This is a genomic window from Marivirga lumbricoides (assembly GCF_014636295.1).
Lineage (GTDB): Bacteria > Bacteroidota > Bacteroidia > Cytophagales > Cyclobacteriaceae > Marivirga > Marivirga lumbricoides.
This window is the reverse complement of the sequence record NZ_BMEC01000013.1, coordinates 176780-194577: the sequence shown is the minus strand read 5'-3', so window position 1 is coordinate 194577 and position 17798 is coordinate 176780. Positions and strand designations below refer to the sequence as shown.

Sequence of the window (17798 nt, the reverse complement as noted above, 5' to 3'; positions counted from 1 at the left end):
TGAATTATACGAAAAGACAAAGGTTTAACTAGCAAAAAAGAAATGCTAGGTTTAGGAGTGAGGGCGTTCAACTTACATACAAGAATTTATGACCCTGCGCTAGGTCGCTTTTGGCAGGTAGACCCTATGGCAGATGCACGTAACTGGTTCACACCTTATAACTTTGTGCAGAATAATCCGATTACGGGGGTGGACCCTACGGGAATGTTGGATATATATGCTCTTGATAAAGAATCGGGAAATATAAACTTAATTAAAGAGACGGCTGATGCTACAGATCAATTGGTTGATAATCAAACAGGTGAAACTATAGTTGATGAAGTTGATAAAGGATTGTTATCTGATGGTCAGAATATTAAAACTGATGGGATGCAAACATCTAATGTAATGGGGGGGATGAAATTGGCACTTGGAATTTCCATGCATACATCTGAAGAAGTAGGAGGAGCCATTTATGAAAACTCTGAAGGGGGCAGGATGTTAAACGTACTACCATATGAAGGACAAAGATTAGAAACTAACAGTAATGGAAAGGTTACTGCAATGCATGCTGCGTTTAAATTGGAGCTTAAAAGTTCGTTTACTTCAAATGATGGAAGCTTTACTGGTAGGCCAATAGCAGCATTTCATACACATCCAGGCCACCCTAATGCAGCTGCATCAGCTACTTATCTTGGCACTCCTAGGCCTTCTGGTGAAGATTTAATAATTGGATTGAATAATAAAAAATATAATAATGTGATTGTTCCATATTTTATTTATGGTAAAAAGCAAATGAATTATGAAGGGGTTACATCAAATACATCGCAATATAGACCGCAAGCAGATGGCGGTATACCTTGGACATTAAGATCTAGATCATGGAAAAAGTAATTAACTTATTAGTTTCATTAATTTTTATTATTTGCTTTTCAAGCTTCCAAAGTTCATGTAGTTTAAACAAAGGAGAAGTTTTGAGTACTAAATATAAATTGACAGCAAATGATATAGAGGCAGTCTTGTCTCTCATAGAACCAGAGAAGAATCAAGAATTGAATTTTCATATTCTGTATACAGAATTCTTTAACGACAGTACTTTTGAGATTCAAATAGTACAACATGGTCAATTGACCTCTGAAAATGAATTGATTGACAAAGTATTTGAATATAATGGAAGTAAAGTATTTATGTATGAAGATATACTAAAAGACAACGCTAATCAAAAAGAGATCGATCTATCGCCATTTTTCGTTGTACATGCAAATTACTGGTCTGTGTTGGTAAAGAGAAGAAATGAACAGAATCAATATTATAAAGTAGAAATATTCTCTAACTATTCAGATAGTTTGCAATTAGAAGAGGGTACGGATATGTATTAATTATTTTGAAGCATTAACATATGCACCCTTCCCAATTGGTGGTTTTTTCTCCAATAAATTGAATCAGGCAGTTATTGCATTGTTTATATACATATATGATTATCAGTTTGATTATGTGTCTAAAACATTACTTACATTTTAGGTATTTTTCATTCCTTTTCGGTGAAAATGTAGGATTTCAGTAAGGAATAGTTTATTATTATCCTTATTAATCTAGAGCCGATATTAAGCATTTGTAAATGTTTGTAAGCGTTTACAAGCGTTTGTTGTCGGTTAGTAAAAAATATAAAGCAGCTAAATGCACCTTTAGGTGTATTTAGCGAATTGTTATATGCAACCTATGCCATGAGACACATTATCCTAACAGTCATAATTTCGACACTCTTTGCCTGTAATTCTTCTCCACGACCGAACTCCAACGCTGTAGAAACTTCTGAATTAACTGACACAACTTCAACAGAACCGGAACAACCTGAACGAATTGAGTCACCGACCGAACTGAATCCTGAAATAGCGGTGGGCTTCATAAATTCATATGTCGAGAATGCCAACAAAATGAGAGAGGCGGTTGAAATTCGAGAGTGGGTGAACTCTTCGGAACTGGTAACAGACAACTTCAAGACTGAACTGGTTAACATGATAAATGAAGCATTTGAACGTGAACCAGATTATGGGTTGGGGTTTGATCCAATTCTCGATGCTCAAGATTACCCAGAGGAAGGCTTTTTGCTCTCGAACTATGACTCAACTTTGAATATTGCAACTGTAACTGGTAAACAGTGGACTTCCTTTGTCCTGAACATTAAGCTAACTAACCAGAACGACAGAACTCTTGTTGACGGATGTGGGGTTGTGAACATACCTGAAGAACAACGAGCTGAGCGATAAATGGATGCATATAACAGGCGCTGATCGGGCATATGTCTTAGTGCATTCTGGCTGGTTTCAGTGCAACTCGACCGTGATATCTGCCGCTGAGAAAGGTTGGTGCTTTCTACCACCTTTTGCTCGCAGGATTTTAAGACTTTCAGAACGCAGTGCCATTTGGAACCGTTGTGAGCTTCGGCAGATTTCACTACTTTAGTGCTATTCACTAGCTGCGGACATACACCCGATAGCTGGTCGTTAGCACCAATTCTTAATAAGACACTATGACTGGTAAATGTAAGCTATGTGAAAAGGAAAAAGAGTTGAGAAAGTCACATATTCTACCGGAATTTATGTACCAGAATTTGTATGATGATGCACCAAGGCGATTTTATTCGCTAAGTGTTGACCTCACTAATACAGAAAACTCCAAAAAAAGAATTGAGCAAAAAGGAATTAGAGAATATTTGTTGTGCGGAGATTGTGAAGTCAAATTAAGTAAATACGAGAATTATGCTGCAGAAACTATTTACGCCAAGAATTCAAACAACAAAGCATATATAAAGAAAGCAAACGAAACCCCTGACCAACAATTTTTCACTTACGAATATGCGGGATTCTCATATTCTGAGTATAAGATTTTTTTGCTTTCTCTTCTTTGGCGCATTATAATATCAAAGTCATTTAACACTCCCGAAATTAAAGAAGAAATTATTGAACAACTTAGAATTGCTGTATACAATGAAAATCCTCTTGATTCTGATGATTTCGGTTGCCTTCTTCAAATTATAAAATATAAGAAAGGTCAAATTGCGGGTGGTTTTATTCTTGATCCTTTTCTGACCAAAAATGAGAATAGCCCTATTTTAAATATGTTAATAGATGGTTTCATGTATAGCTTTTATTTGAATGGTAGGGAGATTACAGATGATAAGAAAGAATTCTTTCTGAAAAAGGATGGAACAATGATAATTATTGGTAGAGTTCTGTTTGCGGACAAAGGACTGTTTGAAAGGATTAAGGCAGCCTTTGACTTTTTCAAATCAAAAAGATAAAAATGGATGAGATAAATGACTTGATTACACAGTATTGGCCTAATTTGATACTTGGAGTTATGGCTTTTGGATTTGGTTTCTTCACTTCTTATTTGAAACAAAGAATCAAAAATAAAGCGCTTTTGGCTGATATAAAAAGATTAGAAGAGGAGAAGCAATTAGTTAGGAAAGAGCATCAACTAGATATTGAAAAGCGAAAGTATAAGTACGAAAGTAAGAGAGAACAATTTACCAAATACTTTAATCTAATAGATAATTTTGCAATTCAATCCAATGAAGATATAAAGACTGAATTTTTGCCCATTATTAACACTTACAATGAAGAATTTTTAGAAGCAAATGGTGATAAAGAAAAAGAGACGCAAGCAATAACCAAATTTTCTGAAGGGATTAATAAATTAATGTACAAAGCAAATGAAAACTTAATTAGACTACGAAGTGAAACTAATGGTGTTAAAATGATTGCCAATCCAAAATCACTTGATTTACTTAATCATATGGATAGGCTTTATGATGATTCCTTCGAACTTACATCAAAACTGATTAAAGAGTTAAGTCCAGCAATCATGACCAATGATTTTTCTGGGGTCCAAATAGTAGAATCGGAGATTAAAGAAGTGTCGGCTCAGCTACTAAAAACGAAGGAAGAAATCATTGAGCAAATAAGAAAGGAATTAGATGAAATATAAAGGTGCTAACATTATGTATGAAATCATAGCCGCACAAGGCAAATGCGCATACCTAAGCTACGATTCATACATTTAGCGTTAAAGTGAATAATAGCATGAAGAAAATTCTAATTATAATATTACTAGCATTTAGTTGTATAACCGATGAAAAAGATATAGTTCTGACTGCAAATCCACAGAAAGTAGTGCTATATAACTATCAAGATGTTTATTGTGTCTACAAGGCAAAAGGACTTGGTGAATCTCTTGAGTCAGGTAAAATTGATTCAATAAACTTTAAAATAACTATAGATGATGAAGAAATCCTCAAAGGTTTGACTTTTGACAATGATAGCATCTACTTTATGCATATGGCAGACCTAATGGTGCCTGACTCTGTCACGGAAAACTTTACTGATTCAATTATTAGTTATAATTATATCGGTCAACTGGCTATCTATTCAAATGACACTAAAAAAGTTAGTGCAGATACTGTTAAACTTCAAATAATTAATCCTTTGGAAAACGAAAGAATGAAGGGAGATATTATTAAAGGAAAGCGAGAGGGTGTTTGGCTCGAATATTACGATAATCAATTGACAGAATTAGCACGCAAAAGCTACTTTAAATCGGGGAAAAGGTATGGCTCTGACTCAATATTTAAAAACGACATTTTATATTATGTGATAAATTGGACAGAAGGACATAAAGATGGCTCATTCAAAGTTTTTTGGCCTAATGGTATTATAAAATGGGAGACAAGGTATAATAATGGTATGCCAGTCGAACCTGTTTCAATGTATAACAATTTAGGCGAGAAAACTGGTAGTTTCGAATTACGATAAATTCACTTAATCAATATATAAAACACATTTGCTTATACTTTGTAGCAAATTGACTGCTAAATAGCCTGTAATTCAGTTTGCCAAGATCACATAAATTGCTACTTTCAGTATTTCATAGACAAGTATAGAAAACATGTTTTATAGGATCGCCAGGTATAATAACATGCAAAAGATACGACTTTCTACCTCGTTAACTTTCTTTTGGAAATTCATATTTCCTGTAATTTTTATTGGTGGATTCTTGACCCTTATAATTAAAGGATTAGCTGAAAAAGAGTTAGTTTTAATATCTGCATTTGTCGCTATGTTTATTCTCATAGCAGTTCTCTACCTCTTCTTTGTACGGGCTAAAAATGTTTATATGGACGATAACTATCTTTATGTAGACAACTTTTTCAAAATAGCTAAAATACCGGTTTCAAATATTAAAAGCGTATCACAATTAATAATGTATCCAAGATTCATTTTTATAGTTTTTAAAGAAAAATCCGAATTTGGAAAGCGAATAATTTTTATTGGATATACAGAGTTTTTCCTGTTTTATTCAACTCACCCAGCAGTCCATAAACTGAAAAGTAAAATAAAAACTACCTAAAATTCTTAAAATCCATCAGATTACCAATCCTCACCTTCTGCCGTACATTATTCCCCCCCCCCCACCCAAAAACAATTCCCGAAAAAAGTACATCCTAAATTCTAAGTCCAATACTTTTACTATTTTTGCGTTCATTAAAAAATCACTGAGCAGAGCAATACATGTCCATCCGTGTTCAATCTTTAGTTAAAAGTTATGGTCAACAGCTTGCAGTCAACAATATCTCCTTTGATATTGGAAGAGGCAATATTGTAGGTTTCTTGGGGCCTAATGGCGCAGGTAAATCCACTACCATGAAAATTATTACCGGCACATTGCCTGCTACAAATGGCACTGTGGAAGTAGATGGATGGGATGTAACGCAGAATCTGCACGAAGTAAAAAAATGTATTGGTTACCTGCCAGAGCATAATCCGCTTTACCTGGATATGTACGTGCATGAGTTCCTTCGCTTTTGTGGAGGCATTTATGGCCTTTCCGGCAAGAAATTAAGTGAAAGAGTAAAAGAACTAGTGCAGTTGTGCGGACTCCAAAAAGAGCAAAATAAACTGATTGGAGCCCTTTCAAAAGGCTACCGACAAAGGGTAGGGCTGGCGCAGGCTTTAGTGCACGACCCAACCGTACTCATTTTAGATGAGCCCACCACCGGGTTAGATCCTAACCAAATTGTGGAGATCAGGCACCTGATTCAATCTATCAGTAAAGATAAAACCGTATTATTGAGCACCCATATTATGCAGGAAGTGCAGGCACTTTGCCACCGCGCCATCATTATTAAAGAAGGGACTGTGGTTGCCGATCAGCCGGTAAATGAACTAACAGGAGAGCAGGAGAAATTCACGATCAGGATAGAACTGGCAGCTCCTGCAGATTTCGCTTACTGGAAACAGCACAGTGAAATAAACGACTTGAAAGAGGTAACCCCTACGCAATATTTATTGGAAGCAAAAACAGATATCAGAAAAGAGATTTTTCAATGGGCCAGCCAGAATGGGGTGGAGCTTATTGGTATAGCACTGGAAAAAGGAAATATGGAAGAAGTGTTTCAAAAGCTAACCAGGAATTAAGGTATGTGGAGTATTTTTAAAAAAGAAGTCAATTCATTTCTCAATTCCCTTATTGCCTATTTGGTAATGGCTGTCTTTTTAGTCACCATGGGCTTGCTGGTTTGGGTTTTTCCTGATACTTCCATTTTTGAATATGGTTATGCCGATCTGGGCATTTTCTTCAATTTGGCGCCTTACGTTTTTATGTTTCTCATTCCCGCCATTACCATGCGTGCTTTCGCAGAAGAATCCAAAACCGGAACGCTGGAACTGCTGCTCACTAAGCCTATTGATGAAATGAGGCTTTTGTTAGGAAAATATTTTGCAGGAATTGTCCTCGTAATAGTAACCCTAATCCCAACTCTGGTGTATTATTTTTCCCTTTCCTATATCAGCAACCCGGCAGGAAATGTGGACACAGCAGGAATAATGGGTGCTTATGTTGGGCTCATATTTCTGGCTTCAGCTTATACAGCCATTGGCATATTTGCTTCATCACTTTCTGAAAACCAGATCGTTTCGTTTATCATTGCAGTATTCGTGAGCTTTATATTTTTCATGGGCTTTTCTTCCGTTGCTGATTTGCAATTTATGAATGATTGGGGTGTGCAAATACAAAAATTAGGCATGCTGGCCCATTATGATGCTTTAGGAAAAGGAGTGATTGACCTGCGGGATGTTATCTATTTCCTTTCAGTTACAGCTGTGTTTTTGGGTGCTACTTTTTGGATTTTAAAAATGAAGAAATGGAATTCTTAAAGCGAAAATCAACAGAATATACCCTAAAGTTTCTCATCGCATTGTTTTTGCTTTTGCTGATCAATTTTTTGGTGAGGTTTACAGTTATCCGCTGGGATTTAACGGAAGAAAACCGCTACACCATGAGTGAAGCTACACAATCTTTGCTTCAAAACCTGGAGGAGCCGCTCTATGTGGAAGTGTACCTTGCCGGAGATATCAACGCAGAATTTTCCCGCTTACAAACAGCCATCAAGCAGACTTTAGATCAGTTTAAAGAGTATGCCTACGGAAATATTCAGTACAGCTTTGTCAATCCTGACCAGGCAGAATCGGCAAAAGCCAGAAATCAGTTTTACCAGGTATTAATTGATAAAGGCATTCAGCCGACCAATGTATTTGACACGGAAGAAGGTAGAAAATCGCAAAAATTGATATTTCCCGGAGCCGAAATAACCTACAAAGGGCGCAGTGAGCCTGTGATATTACTTTCCGGAAATAATGCAGCAGGAGCCAGGGAAGCCATAAATCAATCCATTGAAAACCTGGAATATGAATTGGCGCAAGCTATTAAAAACCTCACCAATTCAGAGAGAAAGAAAATCGCCATTGTTCAGGGACACGGTGAGCCTGCTGGCCAGCAACTCAGCGGTTTAAGAACTACGCTGGAAGATAAATTTGACCTCTTTCCCTTGAGTGATCTGTCTAAACTTTCACAATTTGATGCAGCACTTTTCATTAAGCCCACTCAGACCTTCAGTAATTCGGAACTGTATGATATTGATCAATACATCATGCGAGGAGGAAAACCTCTCTTTTTCCTGGATGGATTATCTATTTCAGTAGATAGCATCAGAGAGTATGGCGCCATGGCATTACCTATTGAAACCAACCTGGACGAGATTTTATTTAAATATGGAGTAAGGGTCAATAAAGATGTACTTCAGGATGTCAACAGTGGCAATTTCCCGATTGTTACCGGAAATATGGGCGATAAACCTCAGATTCAACTGTTGCCGTGGCCTTATTACATCATCCTTAATAATTATGCACCACACCCCATCGTAAGAAATTTAAATGCGGTGTATGGTAAGTTTGTAAGTTCTATTGATACTGTTACAGCATCAGACATCAAAAAGACTCCTTTGATTAGCACTTCAGATTATACCAGAAGGTTAAAAGGACCTGTCCACATCAACTTTGAGGATTTGAAAACTGATATAGTACCAGAGAATTTCAACCTTAAAAATGTGCCTGTTGCCTATCTGTTGGAAGGAGAGTTTTCATCAGCCTACAAAAACAGATTAAAACCTGAGGATAGGGAAAATACAGAGTTATTAAGCAATAGTACAGCCAATGCGATTATTGTAGCCTCTGACGGAGATCTTTTGCTAAGTGAAATGGACAAAGAAAAAGCCACACCATTTCCTTTAGGGGTCGATCCTTATGCACGCCATCCTGCACCCTTTGCCAACGATCAGCTGATCCTGAATATGGTGAATTACCTGTTGGAGGATGACGGGCTCATTATCACAAGAAATAAAGAATTTAAAATTCGTCCGCTGGATAAAGTGAAAATAGCTGATAATAAGTTGGCTATTCAATTGCTGAATGTAGCACTGCCAATTTTTATGATCATTATTTTTGGAGTGCTAAGGTATTTCTGGCGCAAACGTAAATATGCTAAGTTCAATGGATAAGTCGCAGAAGAAAAAAAATATTGCTTTACTGGCAGTGTTAGCTGTTTTAATAGTAGCCAGTATCTGGGCTTTTCAGTATAATCCTTACCAACAGAAGTCCACTACTTTTGATAAAGAGCTCTTTGCTGTTACCAACCCTCGGGAATCGCTTACAAAAATCAGTATGCAATCTGCAAAAGTGAATAATGTGCTGGAAAAAGAAGGGGAGAACTGGCAGGTGAACGATACTTTTGCGCTTGATCCTTCTATGAAAGAAGTCCTAATGGCACTTATGGAGAGAATTTCTGTGCAGAGAGTGGTTACAGGAGAAGAAAGCGAGCGAATTAAACAACAGGTGCTGGATTCAGGAATTCAGGTGCAGTTGTATGGCGAGCAGAGTCTGGTAAATGAGTTTACTGCCGGTGGAGATATAAGCACTATAAGTTCCTATTTTGTAAAAGATGGAGAAGTTTATTTGATGCAATTACCGGGCTACCAGAGTTACGTGGCAGGTATTTTCGAAGTAAAAGCCAATGATTGGCGCGACAGAACTGTATTTAGCGGAACATGGCAGAATGTGGTGAGCCTTACCATTGCCGAAGAAGAAGAAGAAGAAGGTGATTCAATAAAATTCTCTTACGATGAAGGCCTGCTAAAGTGGAATCATCCGCAAGCAGATAGTGTGAAAGTGATGGACTTTGTAGAGCAATTCAACTATTTCTATGTAGACCAATATCTTACAGAAGAGAATGAGGTGTTTAATTATCGTGATAGTTTTTCAAAAAAGGGAATCATCAAAATAAAAGCCTTGGATGCATCCAAAAATCTTGAAATGACATTCTACACAGTCCCAGACTTTAATGCTATTTTAGTACAGTTTGAAAATCAGTGGGGAGCTATTCCTATTGCAAGAGCGAATAAATTCTTCCCTGAAAAGGAAAGTTTAATGAAGTAGAACGCTGCTGGAAAATTAAATCATACAATGTCTGACATTTAGTTGCTGTTAGTAGAGAAGTTAAAGTTCACTCAGCAGATCTCTCCCCCTTTACTTCAAAGGGGGTAGGGGGATTGTAGCACAGGCTCAGGACTTCCCACTATTGTATACCGTAGGAAACTATTGCTTCAAGGGAATTATAAGCTATCTTTTTTAGTACAGTTTGAAAATCAGTGGGGAGCTATTCCTATTGCAAGAGCGAATAAATTCTTCCCTGAAAAGGAAAGTTTAATGAAGTAGAACGCTGCTGGAAAATTAAATCATACAATGTCTGACATTTAGTTGCTGTTAGTAGAGAAGTTAAAGTTCACTCAGCAGATCTCTCCCCCTTTACTTCAAAGGGGGTAGGGGGATTGTAGCACAGGCTCAGGACTTCCCACTATTGTATACCGTAGGAAACTATTGCTTCAAGGGAATTATAAGCTATCTTTTTTAGTACAGTTTGAAAATCAGTGGGGAGCTATTCCTATTGCAAGAGGGAATAAATTTTTTCCTGAAAAGGAGAGTTTAATGAAGTAGAACACTGCTGGAAAATTAAATCATACAATGTCTGACATTTAGTTGCTGTTAGTAGAAAAATTAAAATTCACTCAGCAGATCTCTCCCCCTTTTATTTCAAAGGGGGTAAGGGGGGATTTTTAGCACAGGTTTAAGACTTTCCGCTGTTGTAAATCAGTGCAAACTATCCCCTTAAGGGGATTATAGGGGTGTCTTTTTAAGCTTTAAAGTTTTATAGAAATTACTAAGCATGATTAATAGAGTGCAGTAAAAACAACTACCGATTACTGTTTTCATTCAATATAAAGATTCTAACTTTTGATAATCTGTAACTCATCCCGGTTCCTCGCCAGCTGGCGAGGAACCACCCTTCTCTTTACAAAAGAGAAGGGAATATTGAAGGCAATCATTCAAAATATTGATAGTAGATAAAAATAGTAATTTAAATAAAAGAGTTAATTTGAAAAGAGTTAATTTGAAGTAGATCTCTCGCCTTTATTCTTAGCCTGTCCTGACTAATCGGGCGAGAGAAGGTAAGATTTGTAGCAGATAAATCAGGAGTGAGTTTATTTATTATTTGCTAAATGTTGGATAAAGTATAGATTTGCAAATTAATTTCTAACTTTGTTAGAAGAAATAAACCGATACCGAAGGGGTAGCACTGTGGACTTTATCACAGACCCAACAGATAAACCAATAAGAAATGAAATTTATAGTTTCCTCATCCGCACTGCTTAAGCAAATTTCAGCCATTAATGGGGTGATTACCACTAACCCGGTGGTGCCCATTTTGGAGAATTTTTTATTTGAAATACAGGATGGTCTTCTGACTATTACTGCTTCTGATTTACAGACTTCCATGATCACAGAGATTGATGTGGAAGCTTCTGAAAATGGAAATATTGCAGTTCCGGCCCGAATCTTAATGGATACTTTAAAGAACCTTCCGGAGCAACCAATCACCATTTCTATTGATTTAGAAACTTACAGCATTGAAATCAGTTCCGACAACGGACGATATAAATTAGCAGGTGAAAACGCTACTGATTTCCCAAAAGTACAGGAGGTTGACAACCCTGATACTGTAGATATTTCAGCGGATATACTTTCAACAGCCATTAACCATACCATTTATGCTACAAGTAACGATGAGTTACGTCCTGCAATGGGTGGTGTGTATGTTAAATTTGATGAAACCAATACCACTTTTGTAGCTACAGACGGTAACCGTTTAATTCGCTACAGAAGAGTAGACATTGCCTCAGATGCCGGAACTGGAATTATCATACCAAGAAAAGCTTTGTCCTTATTAAAGAACTGTCTTCCGGCTGAAAACGTGAATGTGTCAGTGGAATTTAATATGTCCAATGCTTATTTCAAGTTCAATAATATTAAAATGATCTGTCGCCTGGTGGACGAGCGTTTCCCGGATTATGAAAACGTAATTCCTGCTGAAAGCAACATTAAAATGACGATTAACAGGCAGGAATTCATGTCCTCTTTAAAGAGGATCAGCATTTATGCCAATAAAACTACTCACCAGGTAAGGTTGAAAATTGCAGGTAGTGAATTACAGATTTTTGCAGAAGATTTAGATTTCTCAAACGAAGCAAATGAGATTTTAGCTTGTGACCATCAGGGAGAAGACATTGAAATCGGCTTTAATGCCAAGTTCTTGGTAGAGATGCTTAACAATTTACACAGCAAAGAAATCAGCATCGATATGTCGGCACCTAACAAAGCTGGTTTACTCTTTCCATCTGATATGGATGAGAATGAAGACATCCTTTTACTGGTAATGCCTGTGATGTTGAACAACTACGTTTAAACTAAGAACACAAACAAGATATTGAAAACCTCCATAATGTAAATTGTGGAGGTTTTTTGTTTAGTATGCGGATTTATCTGTGGTTAATTTTGATAAGTCGTTATTATTGAGTTAATTGCATATAGAGTTTAAAACCAAAACCTACAAGAATCCCCGTTGACAAATGAAAATGCTAGCTAATCTTATTTTGTTTCTTGGAGTTCTAGAGATATGGTTTTAAACATTTAATAAATGTTTAATTCTAAATAATTGTATTATGAAAAAAGTAATAGGAGCATTTGTTGTTTATGCTGTAGCTATGTTTAGTTTAAATTCTGCAATGCAGACTAATAAAGCTCAAGCAGCTAAGGATGCAAGTTCATTAAGAGTACTTGATTATACATGGAATTGTGTAGGGTCAGGTGGTAACTGTTTAGATACAGTGGTAGTAACTCCCAAAAAAAATTAAATTAATTTAGAAGTAAAAAAAAGCAGCTGAATATTGGCTGCTTTTTTATTATCAATCCTTTAAGATGAGAAAAGTAAAACTTCTTCCAATTGTACTTTTATTTATCAGTTTATCATCTTGTATTACCAAACATGAAGAAAAAAAGGAGACGTTATCTGAATCAGCTAATGATAGTGTGAAATTAGTTGAGTCTCATGATGTTTTCTTTGAACTAGATAAAGAAACCTCATTAAAAACATCTTTCATAACTATTTTAGAGAAAGAAAAAGATTCTTCAATATTAGTTTATCTTAATGAACAAAAGCCAGCTATTTATTTTTATGATATTAATAATCAAAAGTTACTAAATCAGATTTTACTACATAAAGAAGGTCCGAATGCAGTAGGTACCCCTACAGGGTTATTTATTCAATCGATGGACTCTATTTATGTAATTTCTTCCTCTTATTATAGGGTGACTTTAATAAATGGATTAGGTGAGGCTATTAGAACTTATAGACTACTTGGAGATGATAAGCCAAATGTAAATACAGGTATGCTTAGACCTTTTACTATTTCTCCACCTGTTGTAATTGATAAGAAAATGTATTTTAATGTTGCTCCTGATAGAGATGTTTATGACAAGAGTTATTACAATGGAAATGTCAATTTAGTTCTAAATTTAAATAATGGTGATTTTGAATATTTTAATTCTTACCCCAAAGAATTTAATGATGGCGTTTGGGGAGTAGCAGCTGTTAACTTTTCTAGTGCGTTCGTAAAACATAAGAATCAATTTGTTTACTCTTTTTCCATTTCAGATAGCATATATGTTTTTGATGTTGATAATAAAAAAATAAAAGGTTACTTATCAAAAACTTCTAGCTTAACAGCCCCACAAGAACCTATGAGAAAACCCAGTAACCAATATGATCTAAGATATGCCTTACAAGCTACTTATTATGATGGTATTATTTACGACAAATATAGGGAGGTTTACTATAGGTTTGTTCGGCATCCATTGTCTTTACAAGAAGATGAATCTCCTAATTTTTACGATTTCCATAGGAAACCTATTTCGGTTATTATATTGGATAGAAAATTTAATAAGATAGGAGAGACAAAATTAAAAAATAATACATATCAATCCTTTATGTATTTTTTAAGTAAAGATGGACTTTATATTTCAAACAGTAACCCCAATAACCCTGATGTTAAAGAAGATAAAGCAGGGTTCACGTGTTTTAAATTAGAAGAAATTTAATATTCTTAGATGTTTAAGTTTTACAATTCTTATATAATTCTGATATTATTAGGTGTTTCTTGTACTTCCAGATTACCAGAAACTCATGAAAAATTGGTTGAGGTTATAGGTAAGTTAAATGATGACCTAAGTTTAAATAATTTCAGTACAATTGTCGTACTTCCTGTGCAAGGTTGCTCCCCATGTATAGAACGAACTATAAACTTTATCGAAAATAATAAGATGAATACGGAAGTCTTGTTTATAGTAGTTGCTAAAAATAAAAGAGAATGGGGGCATTTATTTTCTTCAGAATTGTTTAAAAACTCCAATTTCCTTATAGATGATCAACTACTTTTTATGGACTACGACTTCGTACAACTATTTCCGGTTTACTTTAGTAAGAAGAATGGTTATTTCAGTGAAAAAGTAGAAATTAATGGAAGTAATGTACAAGATGTTTTTGAAAAAATTTCCACTCAAAATTAGGGAATAGATGAATGTTACATTAAAATCTTTTTTAGAGGGCTATGAATTGAAAAATGTATCCGAATTGGAAGATGTTAATATGAGGTTTATTAGAATAAGGAAAAATAACACTGATTTTCTTGTTAAACTCACCAGGGTTGATCATTCAATTCGTGAAAAATATTTGCAAAATTTCGAAAAACTTAAGGGGCTCTCGCATCGAAATCTTTTATATCATAAAGATATTGCATCTCTAGATCCTAGCCATTTTGAGTTTAATGTGGCTGAAATAGTAGAGTATTTGAATTTCGGAACCTTAATAGAATACTTGAAAAGCAATATAAGTTTCAGTAGAGTGATTGATGTCTTTAAGCAATCATTTATTGGGTTAAATTTTTTACATGAGAGAGGTATCTTGCACAGAGATATTAAATTAACTAATTTTTTTGTACATCTGGTTGAAGATGAGCCCATTGTAAAAGTAGGAGATATTGAATTTTGGGAGGGTGCAGATACTTTATCGTCTAGAACAACCCCGGAATATATGGCTCCTGAAGTGGTACTATATTCAGATTACACTGTGAAATCTGAAATATGGGCTATAGGAGTAATGTTTTATGAGCTTTTTTTAGGGAAGTATCCATTTGGTTCCAGACTGGAGGGCGTTGAAATAGAATGCATTCTCGAAAATGCCAGGGAAAAAGCTATTGATGATATTGAGAAAATTCCACCACCTTTTAACGATATAGTTGAGCTTTGTCTTCAAAAAGATGTAGAAAAAAGACCAGGTTCATTATTAGAGCTCATAGGAATATTGGATTCGGTAAAATTTAGATTAAATTGATTTGATCTTCTTCTTCTTCTTCTTCTTCTTGGTTTGCTACACCTATTTGTAGCTATTCTTTTGTATAAATCATATTAATTACTTTTAGAGATAACTTTTGAACAACTACGTTTAAAAACAAAATTTCTTTGTTATCCAAAAAAAGAAACTATATTTGCATTCAATGAGCAAGACGCATAACCAATATTACTATTACTATCATCTATTCCACGCAGGAATCGGTAATGGTATGGTTATGTCCAATTAACTAAAGCAATTAAAGAAATTTAATATACCACGGCCCGGTTCCAAAAGAACCGGGCTTTTTTTATGCCTTTTTTCAAACAATAATTTTATAAAACACTTTAGAAAAGATGAACCAGATCTACGAGAATTACACACAGGAAGACCAGGAAGTTTGGGGGATACTCTTTAACAGACAGTTTAAGAATATTCATCATTCAGCAACGGAAGAATTTTCAAAGGGAGCGGAGTTAATCAAGTTCACTCCTGATGCCATCCCTAACTTTGACGAAACTAACAAATACCTGCAGGAGCTTACCGGGTGGAAAGTAACCGCGGTTCCCGGCATTGTGGATGACGATAAATTCTTTGAATTATTGAGCAACAGGATTTTTCCGGCTACCACATGGTTGCGTAAAAGAGAGCAACTGGATTACCTGGAAGAACCAGATATGTTTCATGATGTGTTTGGTCATATTCCCTTGTTAGCCAACCAGCCTTTTGTAGATTTTCTGCAGGGCCTGGCAAGAATAGGTCTGAAATACCTAGATAATCCATGGGCCATTCATTTGCTGAGTAGAATTTACTGGTTCACTATAGAGTTTGGTTTGATCCGTGAAAAGGGAGAGTTGAAAATTTATGGTGCTGGTATCATCTCTTCTCCGGGAGAAACGGAATTTTCTTTAAGCAACAAGCCGGAGCATTTAGCTTATGATGTAGAAGCTATTATTGATAGCAGCTACAGAAAGGATACTTTTCAAACCAAATACTTTATTATTGAAGACTATGAAAAGTTATACTCTTCTTTACCTGTAATAGAAAAAGTCATTGAAGATAGATTGAAAATGGCTCCGGAGAATTATGTGTAATCTACAGTTAGATGACACAATGGGAAATCATTTGTTGCTGACTTTCAGGTATATATCATTGATTATCATGTAATTGCCTAATAGGCTCTATTTAATATTCAGGAAAATAGTAACTTTAAATTTGGCTTCCACTACAGGTCATTGAAAATTAAGTGGAAGCTTTTAATTACGAATTATCGATAAGTGAATGAAAATCGCAATTATAAAATATAATGCTGGTAATATTAAATCGGTATTGCTGGCATTGAAACGTTTAGGTATAGAGGGGTTCTTGACTGATGATCCTCAGGAGATTCTAGCAGCAGATAAGGTTATTTTTCCGGGTCAGGGTGAGGCCAAATCTGCCATGCGTTACTTAAAGGAGCGCGGATTGGATGAAGTAATCCGTTCAATCAAAAATCCTTTTTTAGGGATATGTCTCGGCTTGCAGTTATTGTGTAAGCATTCTGAAGAAGGTGATACTGAGTGTTTGGGAATCTTTGACAGCGATGTGAAAAAATTTCCTGATCAATTGAAGGTGCCACATATGGGCTGGAATACTTTAAGTAAATCTGCAGATCCAATTTTTAAAGAAATTCAGTTTCCTGCTTATTTCTATTTTGTTCATAGTTATTATGCTACTGTATCGGAACAGACTCTTTCTCAGACTGACTATATGCTGCCCTTTAGTACAGTGTTGAAGAAAGATAATTTCTATGCCATTCAACCACACCCTGAGAAAAGTGCTGAAGAGGGTGAACAATTTTTGAACAATTTTTTATTTGAAATTTAAACCAATCAGACAAGAAGTAAAAATACTTTCAAGCCTGAAAACTGATTAAATATGCATATAATACCTGCTATTGACCTTATCGATGGAAAATGTGTTCGCCTTTTAAAGGGTGACTACAAACAGAAAACGGAATACAACAGTAACCCATTAGCTGTGGCTCAGGAATTTGAAGCTGCAGGTTTAAAAAAGCTTCACCTGGTTGATTTAGATGGAGCTAAAGCGAAAAAGGTGATCAACTTACCGGTGTTGCAAAATATAGTGGAAAATACCGGTTTGGAGGTTGATTTTGGTGGAGGAGTACAAAGTACTGAAGATCTTTCAGCAGTTTTTAAAGCCGGAGCAAAACAGCTAACAGGAGGAAGCATAGCTGTTAAAAATGAAGGTCTTTTTACTGAGTGGATTCAGGAATTTGGAGGCGAAAAGATTATTTTGGGGGCGGATGTAAAAGATAGAAGTATAGCTATTCATGGCTGGCAGGAAAGTGCCGACTGGCATATATTTGATTTTCTGGAACATTACCTCACAAAAGGGATTCAATATGTTATTTGTACAGATGTGTCGAAAGATGGTGCTTTGCAGGGTACTTCTAATGAGTTGTATCAAGAGATTCAGGAAAAATTTCCGGAAATAAAACTGATTGCCAGCGGTGGTGTAAGCAATCTACAAGATTTAGAAATCCTGGAGTCCATGAAAATGTATGGAGCTATTGTAGGTAAAGCTATTTATGAAAAGCGTGTAGCATTGCAGGATTTAAAGCAATTTGCTTAAACTCTTTTGAGGCG

19 protein-coding genes are annotated in these 17798 nt (G+C 35.7%); all 19 read left to right on the top strand.

The window, feature by feature from the left end; translation table 11 throughout:
* Positions 1-42: 42 nt before the first annotated feature.
* The 19 genes from IEV85_RS19345 to hisA all read left to right on the top strand — a co-directional run bounded on the left by IEV85_RS19345 (position 43) and on the right by hisA (position 17784).
* Positions 43-873 carry an RHS repeat-associated core domain-containing protein gene (locus IEV85_RS19345; protein ID WP_188466596.1) on the top strand — a complete coding sequence of 277 codons (831 nt, stop codon included), beginning with the start codon at positions 43-45 and terminating at the stop codon, positions 871-873.
* A gap of 80 nt (positions 874-953) precedes the next feature.
* Positions 954-1358: a hypothetical protein gene (locus IEV85_RS19340; protein ID WP_188466594.1), complete on the top strand. Its 405-nt coding sequence runs from the start codon at positions 954-956 to the stop codon at positions 1356-1358.
* A 345-nt stretch (positions 1359-1703) separates the two neighbouring features.
* On the top strand, positions 1704-2246 hold the full coding sequence (locus IEV85_RS19335) for a hypothetical protein (protein WP_188466592.1): 543 nt from the start codon (positions 1704-1706) through the stop codon (positions 2244-2246).
* Between the two features lie 263 nt (positions 2247-2509).
* Positions 2510-3280, top strand: coding sequence for a hypothetical protein (locus IEV85_RS19330; protein WP_188466589.1), 771 nt, complete (start codon positions 2510-2512; stop codon positions 3278-3280).
* A 2-nt stretch (positions 3281-3282) separates the two neighbouring features.
* The gene (locus IEV85_RS19325; RefSeq protein WP_188466587.1) at positions 3283-3969 is read left to right on the top strand and encodes a LapA family protein; all 687 of its coding nucleotides are present in this window, start codon (positions 3283-3285) and stop codon (positions 3967-3969) included.
* 95 nt (positions 3970-4064) lie between these two features.
* Positions 4065-4793, top strand: coding sequence for a toxin-antitoxin system YwqK family antitoxin (locus IEV85_RS19320; RefSeq protein ID WP_188466585.1), 729 nt, complete (start codon positions 4065-4067; stop codon positions 4791-4793).
* Between the two features lie 163 nt (positions 4794-4956).
* Complete coding sequence (locus IEV85_RS19315; RefSeq protein ID WP_188466582.1) at positions 4957-5388, top strand: hypothetical protein; 432 nt, start codon at positions 4957-4959, stop codon at positions 5386-5388.
* A gap of 161 nt (positions 5389-5549) precedes the next feature.
* A complete protein-coding gene (gene gldA / locus IEV85_RS19310; protein ID WP_188466580.1) occupies positions 5550-6455 on the top strand; it encodes a gliding motility-associated ABC transporter ATP-binding subunit GldA in 906 nt (301 codons plus the stop codon).
* A 3-nt stretch (positions 6456-6458) separates the two neighbouring features.
* Positions 6459-7193, top strand: coding sequence for a gliding motility-associated ABC transporter permease subunit GldF (gene gldF / locus IEV85_RS19305; protein ID WP_188466578.1), 735 nt, complete (start codon positions 6459-6461; stop codon positions 7191-7193).
* On the top strand, positions 7181-8872 hold the full coding sequence (gene gldG / locus IEV85_RS19300) for a gliding motility-associated ABC transporter substrate-binding protein GldG (RefSeq protein WP_188466576.1): 1692 nt from the start codon (positions 7181-7183) through the stop codon (positions 8870-8872). Before gldF ends, gldG begins: the two co-directional genes overlap by 13 nt.
* On the top strand, positions 8865-9806 hold the full coding sequence (locus IEV85_RS19295; RefSeq protein ID WP_188466574.1) for a hypothetical protein: 942 nt from the start codon (positions 8865-8867) through the stop codon (positions 9804-9806). Before gldG ends, IEV85_RS19295 begins: the two co-directional genes overlap by 8 nt.
* A 1240-nt stretch (positions 9807-11046) precedes the next feature.
* On the top strand, positions 11047-12171 hold the full coding sequence (dnaN, locus tag IEV85_RS19290; protein WP_188466572.1) for a DNA polymerase III subunit beta: 1125 nt from the start codon (positions 11047-11049) through the stop codon (positions 12169-12171).
* Positions 12172-12427: 256 nt separating this feature from the next.
* Positions 12428-12619 carry a hypothetical protein gene (locus tag IEV85_RS19285; RefSeq protein ID WP_188466569.1) on the top strand — a complete coding sequence of 64 codons (192 nt, stop codon included), beginning with the start codon at positions 12428-12430 and terminating at the stop codon, positions 12617-12619.
* Positions 12620-12683: 64 nt separating this feature from the next.
* Entirely contained in the window at positions 12684-13862 is a 1179-nt protein-coding gene (locus IEV85_RS19280; protein WP_188466567.1) for a DUF4221 family protein, read from the top strand.
* A gap of 222 nt (positions 13863-14084) precedes the next feature.
* Positions 14085-14330 carry a hypothetical protein gene (locus tag IEV85_RS19275; RefSeq protein WP_188466565.1) on the top strand — a complete coding sequence of 82 codons (246 nt, stop codon included), beginning with the start codon at positions 14085-14087 and terminating at the stop codon, positions 14328-14330.
* Positions 14331-14337: 7 nt separating this feature from the next.
* A complete protein-coding gene (locus IEV85_RS19270; protein WP_188466563.1) occupies positions 14338-15153 on the top strand; it encodes a protein kinase domain-containing protein in 816 nt (271 codons plus the stop codon).
* Positions 15154-15506: 353 nt separating this feature from the next.
* Positions 15507-16244 carry a phenylalanine 4-monooxygenase gene (locus tag IEV85_RS19265; protein ID WP_188466561.1) on the top strand — a complete coding sequence of 246 codons (738 nt, stop codon included), beginning with the start codon at positions 15507-15509 and terminating at the stop codon, positions 16242-16244.
* Between the two features lie 187 nt (positions 16245-16431).
* Positions 16432-17016: an imidazole glycerol phosphate synthase subunit HisH gene (gene hisH / locus IEV85_RS19260; RefSeq protein ID WP_188466559.1), complete on the top strand. Its 585-nt coding sequence runs from the start codon at positions 16432-16434 to the stop codon at positions 17014-17016.
* 51 nt (positions 17017-17067) lie between these two features.
* Positions 17068-17784: a 1-(5-phosphoribosyl)-5-[(5-phosphoribosylamino)methylideneamino]imidazole-4-carboxamide isomerase gene (hisA, locus tag IEV85_RS19255; protein WP_188466557.1), complete on the top strand. Its 717-nt coding sequence runs from the start codon at positions 17068-17070 to the stop codon at positions 17782-17784.
* Positions 17785-17798 lie beyond the last annotated feature (14 nt).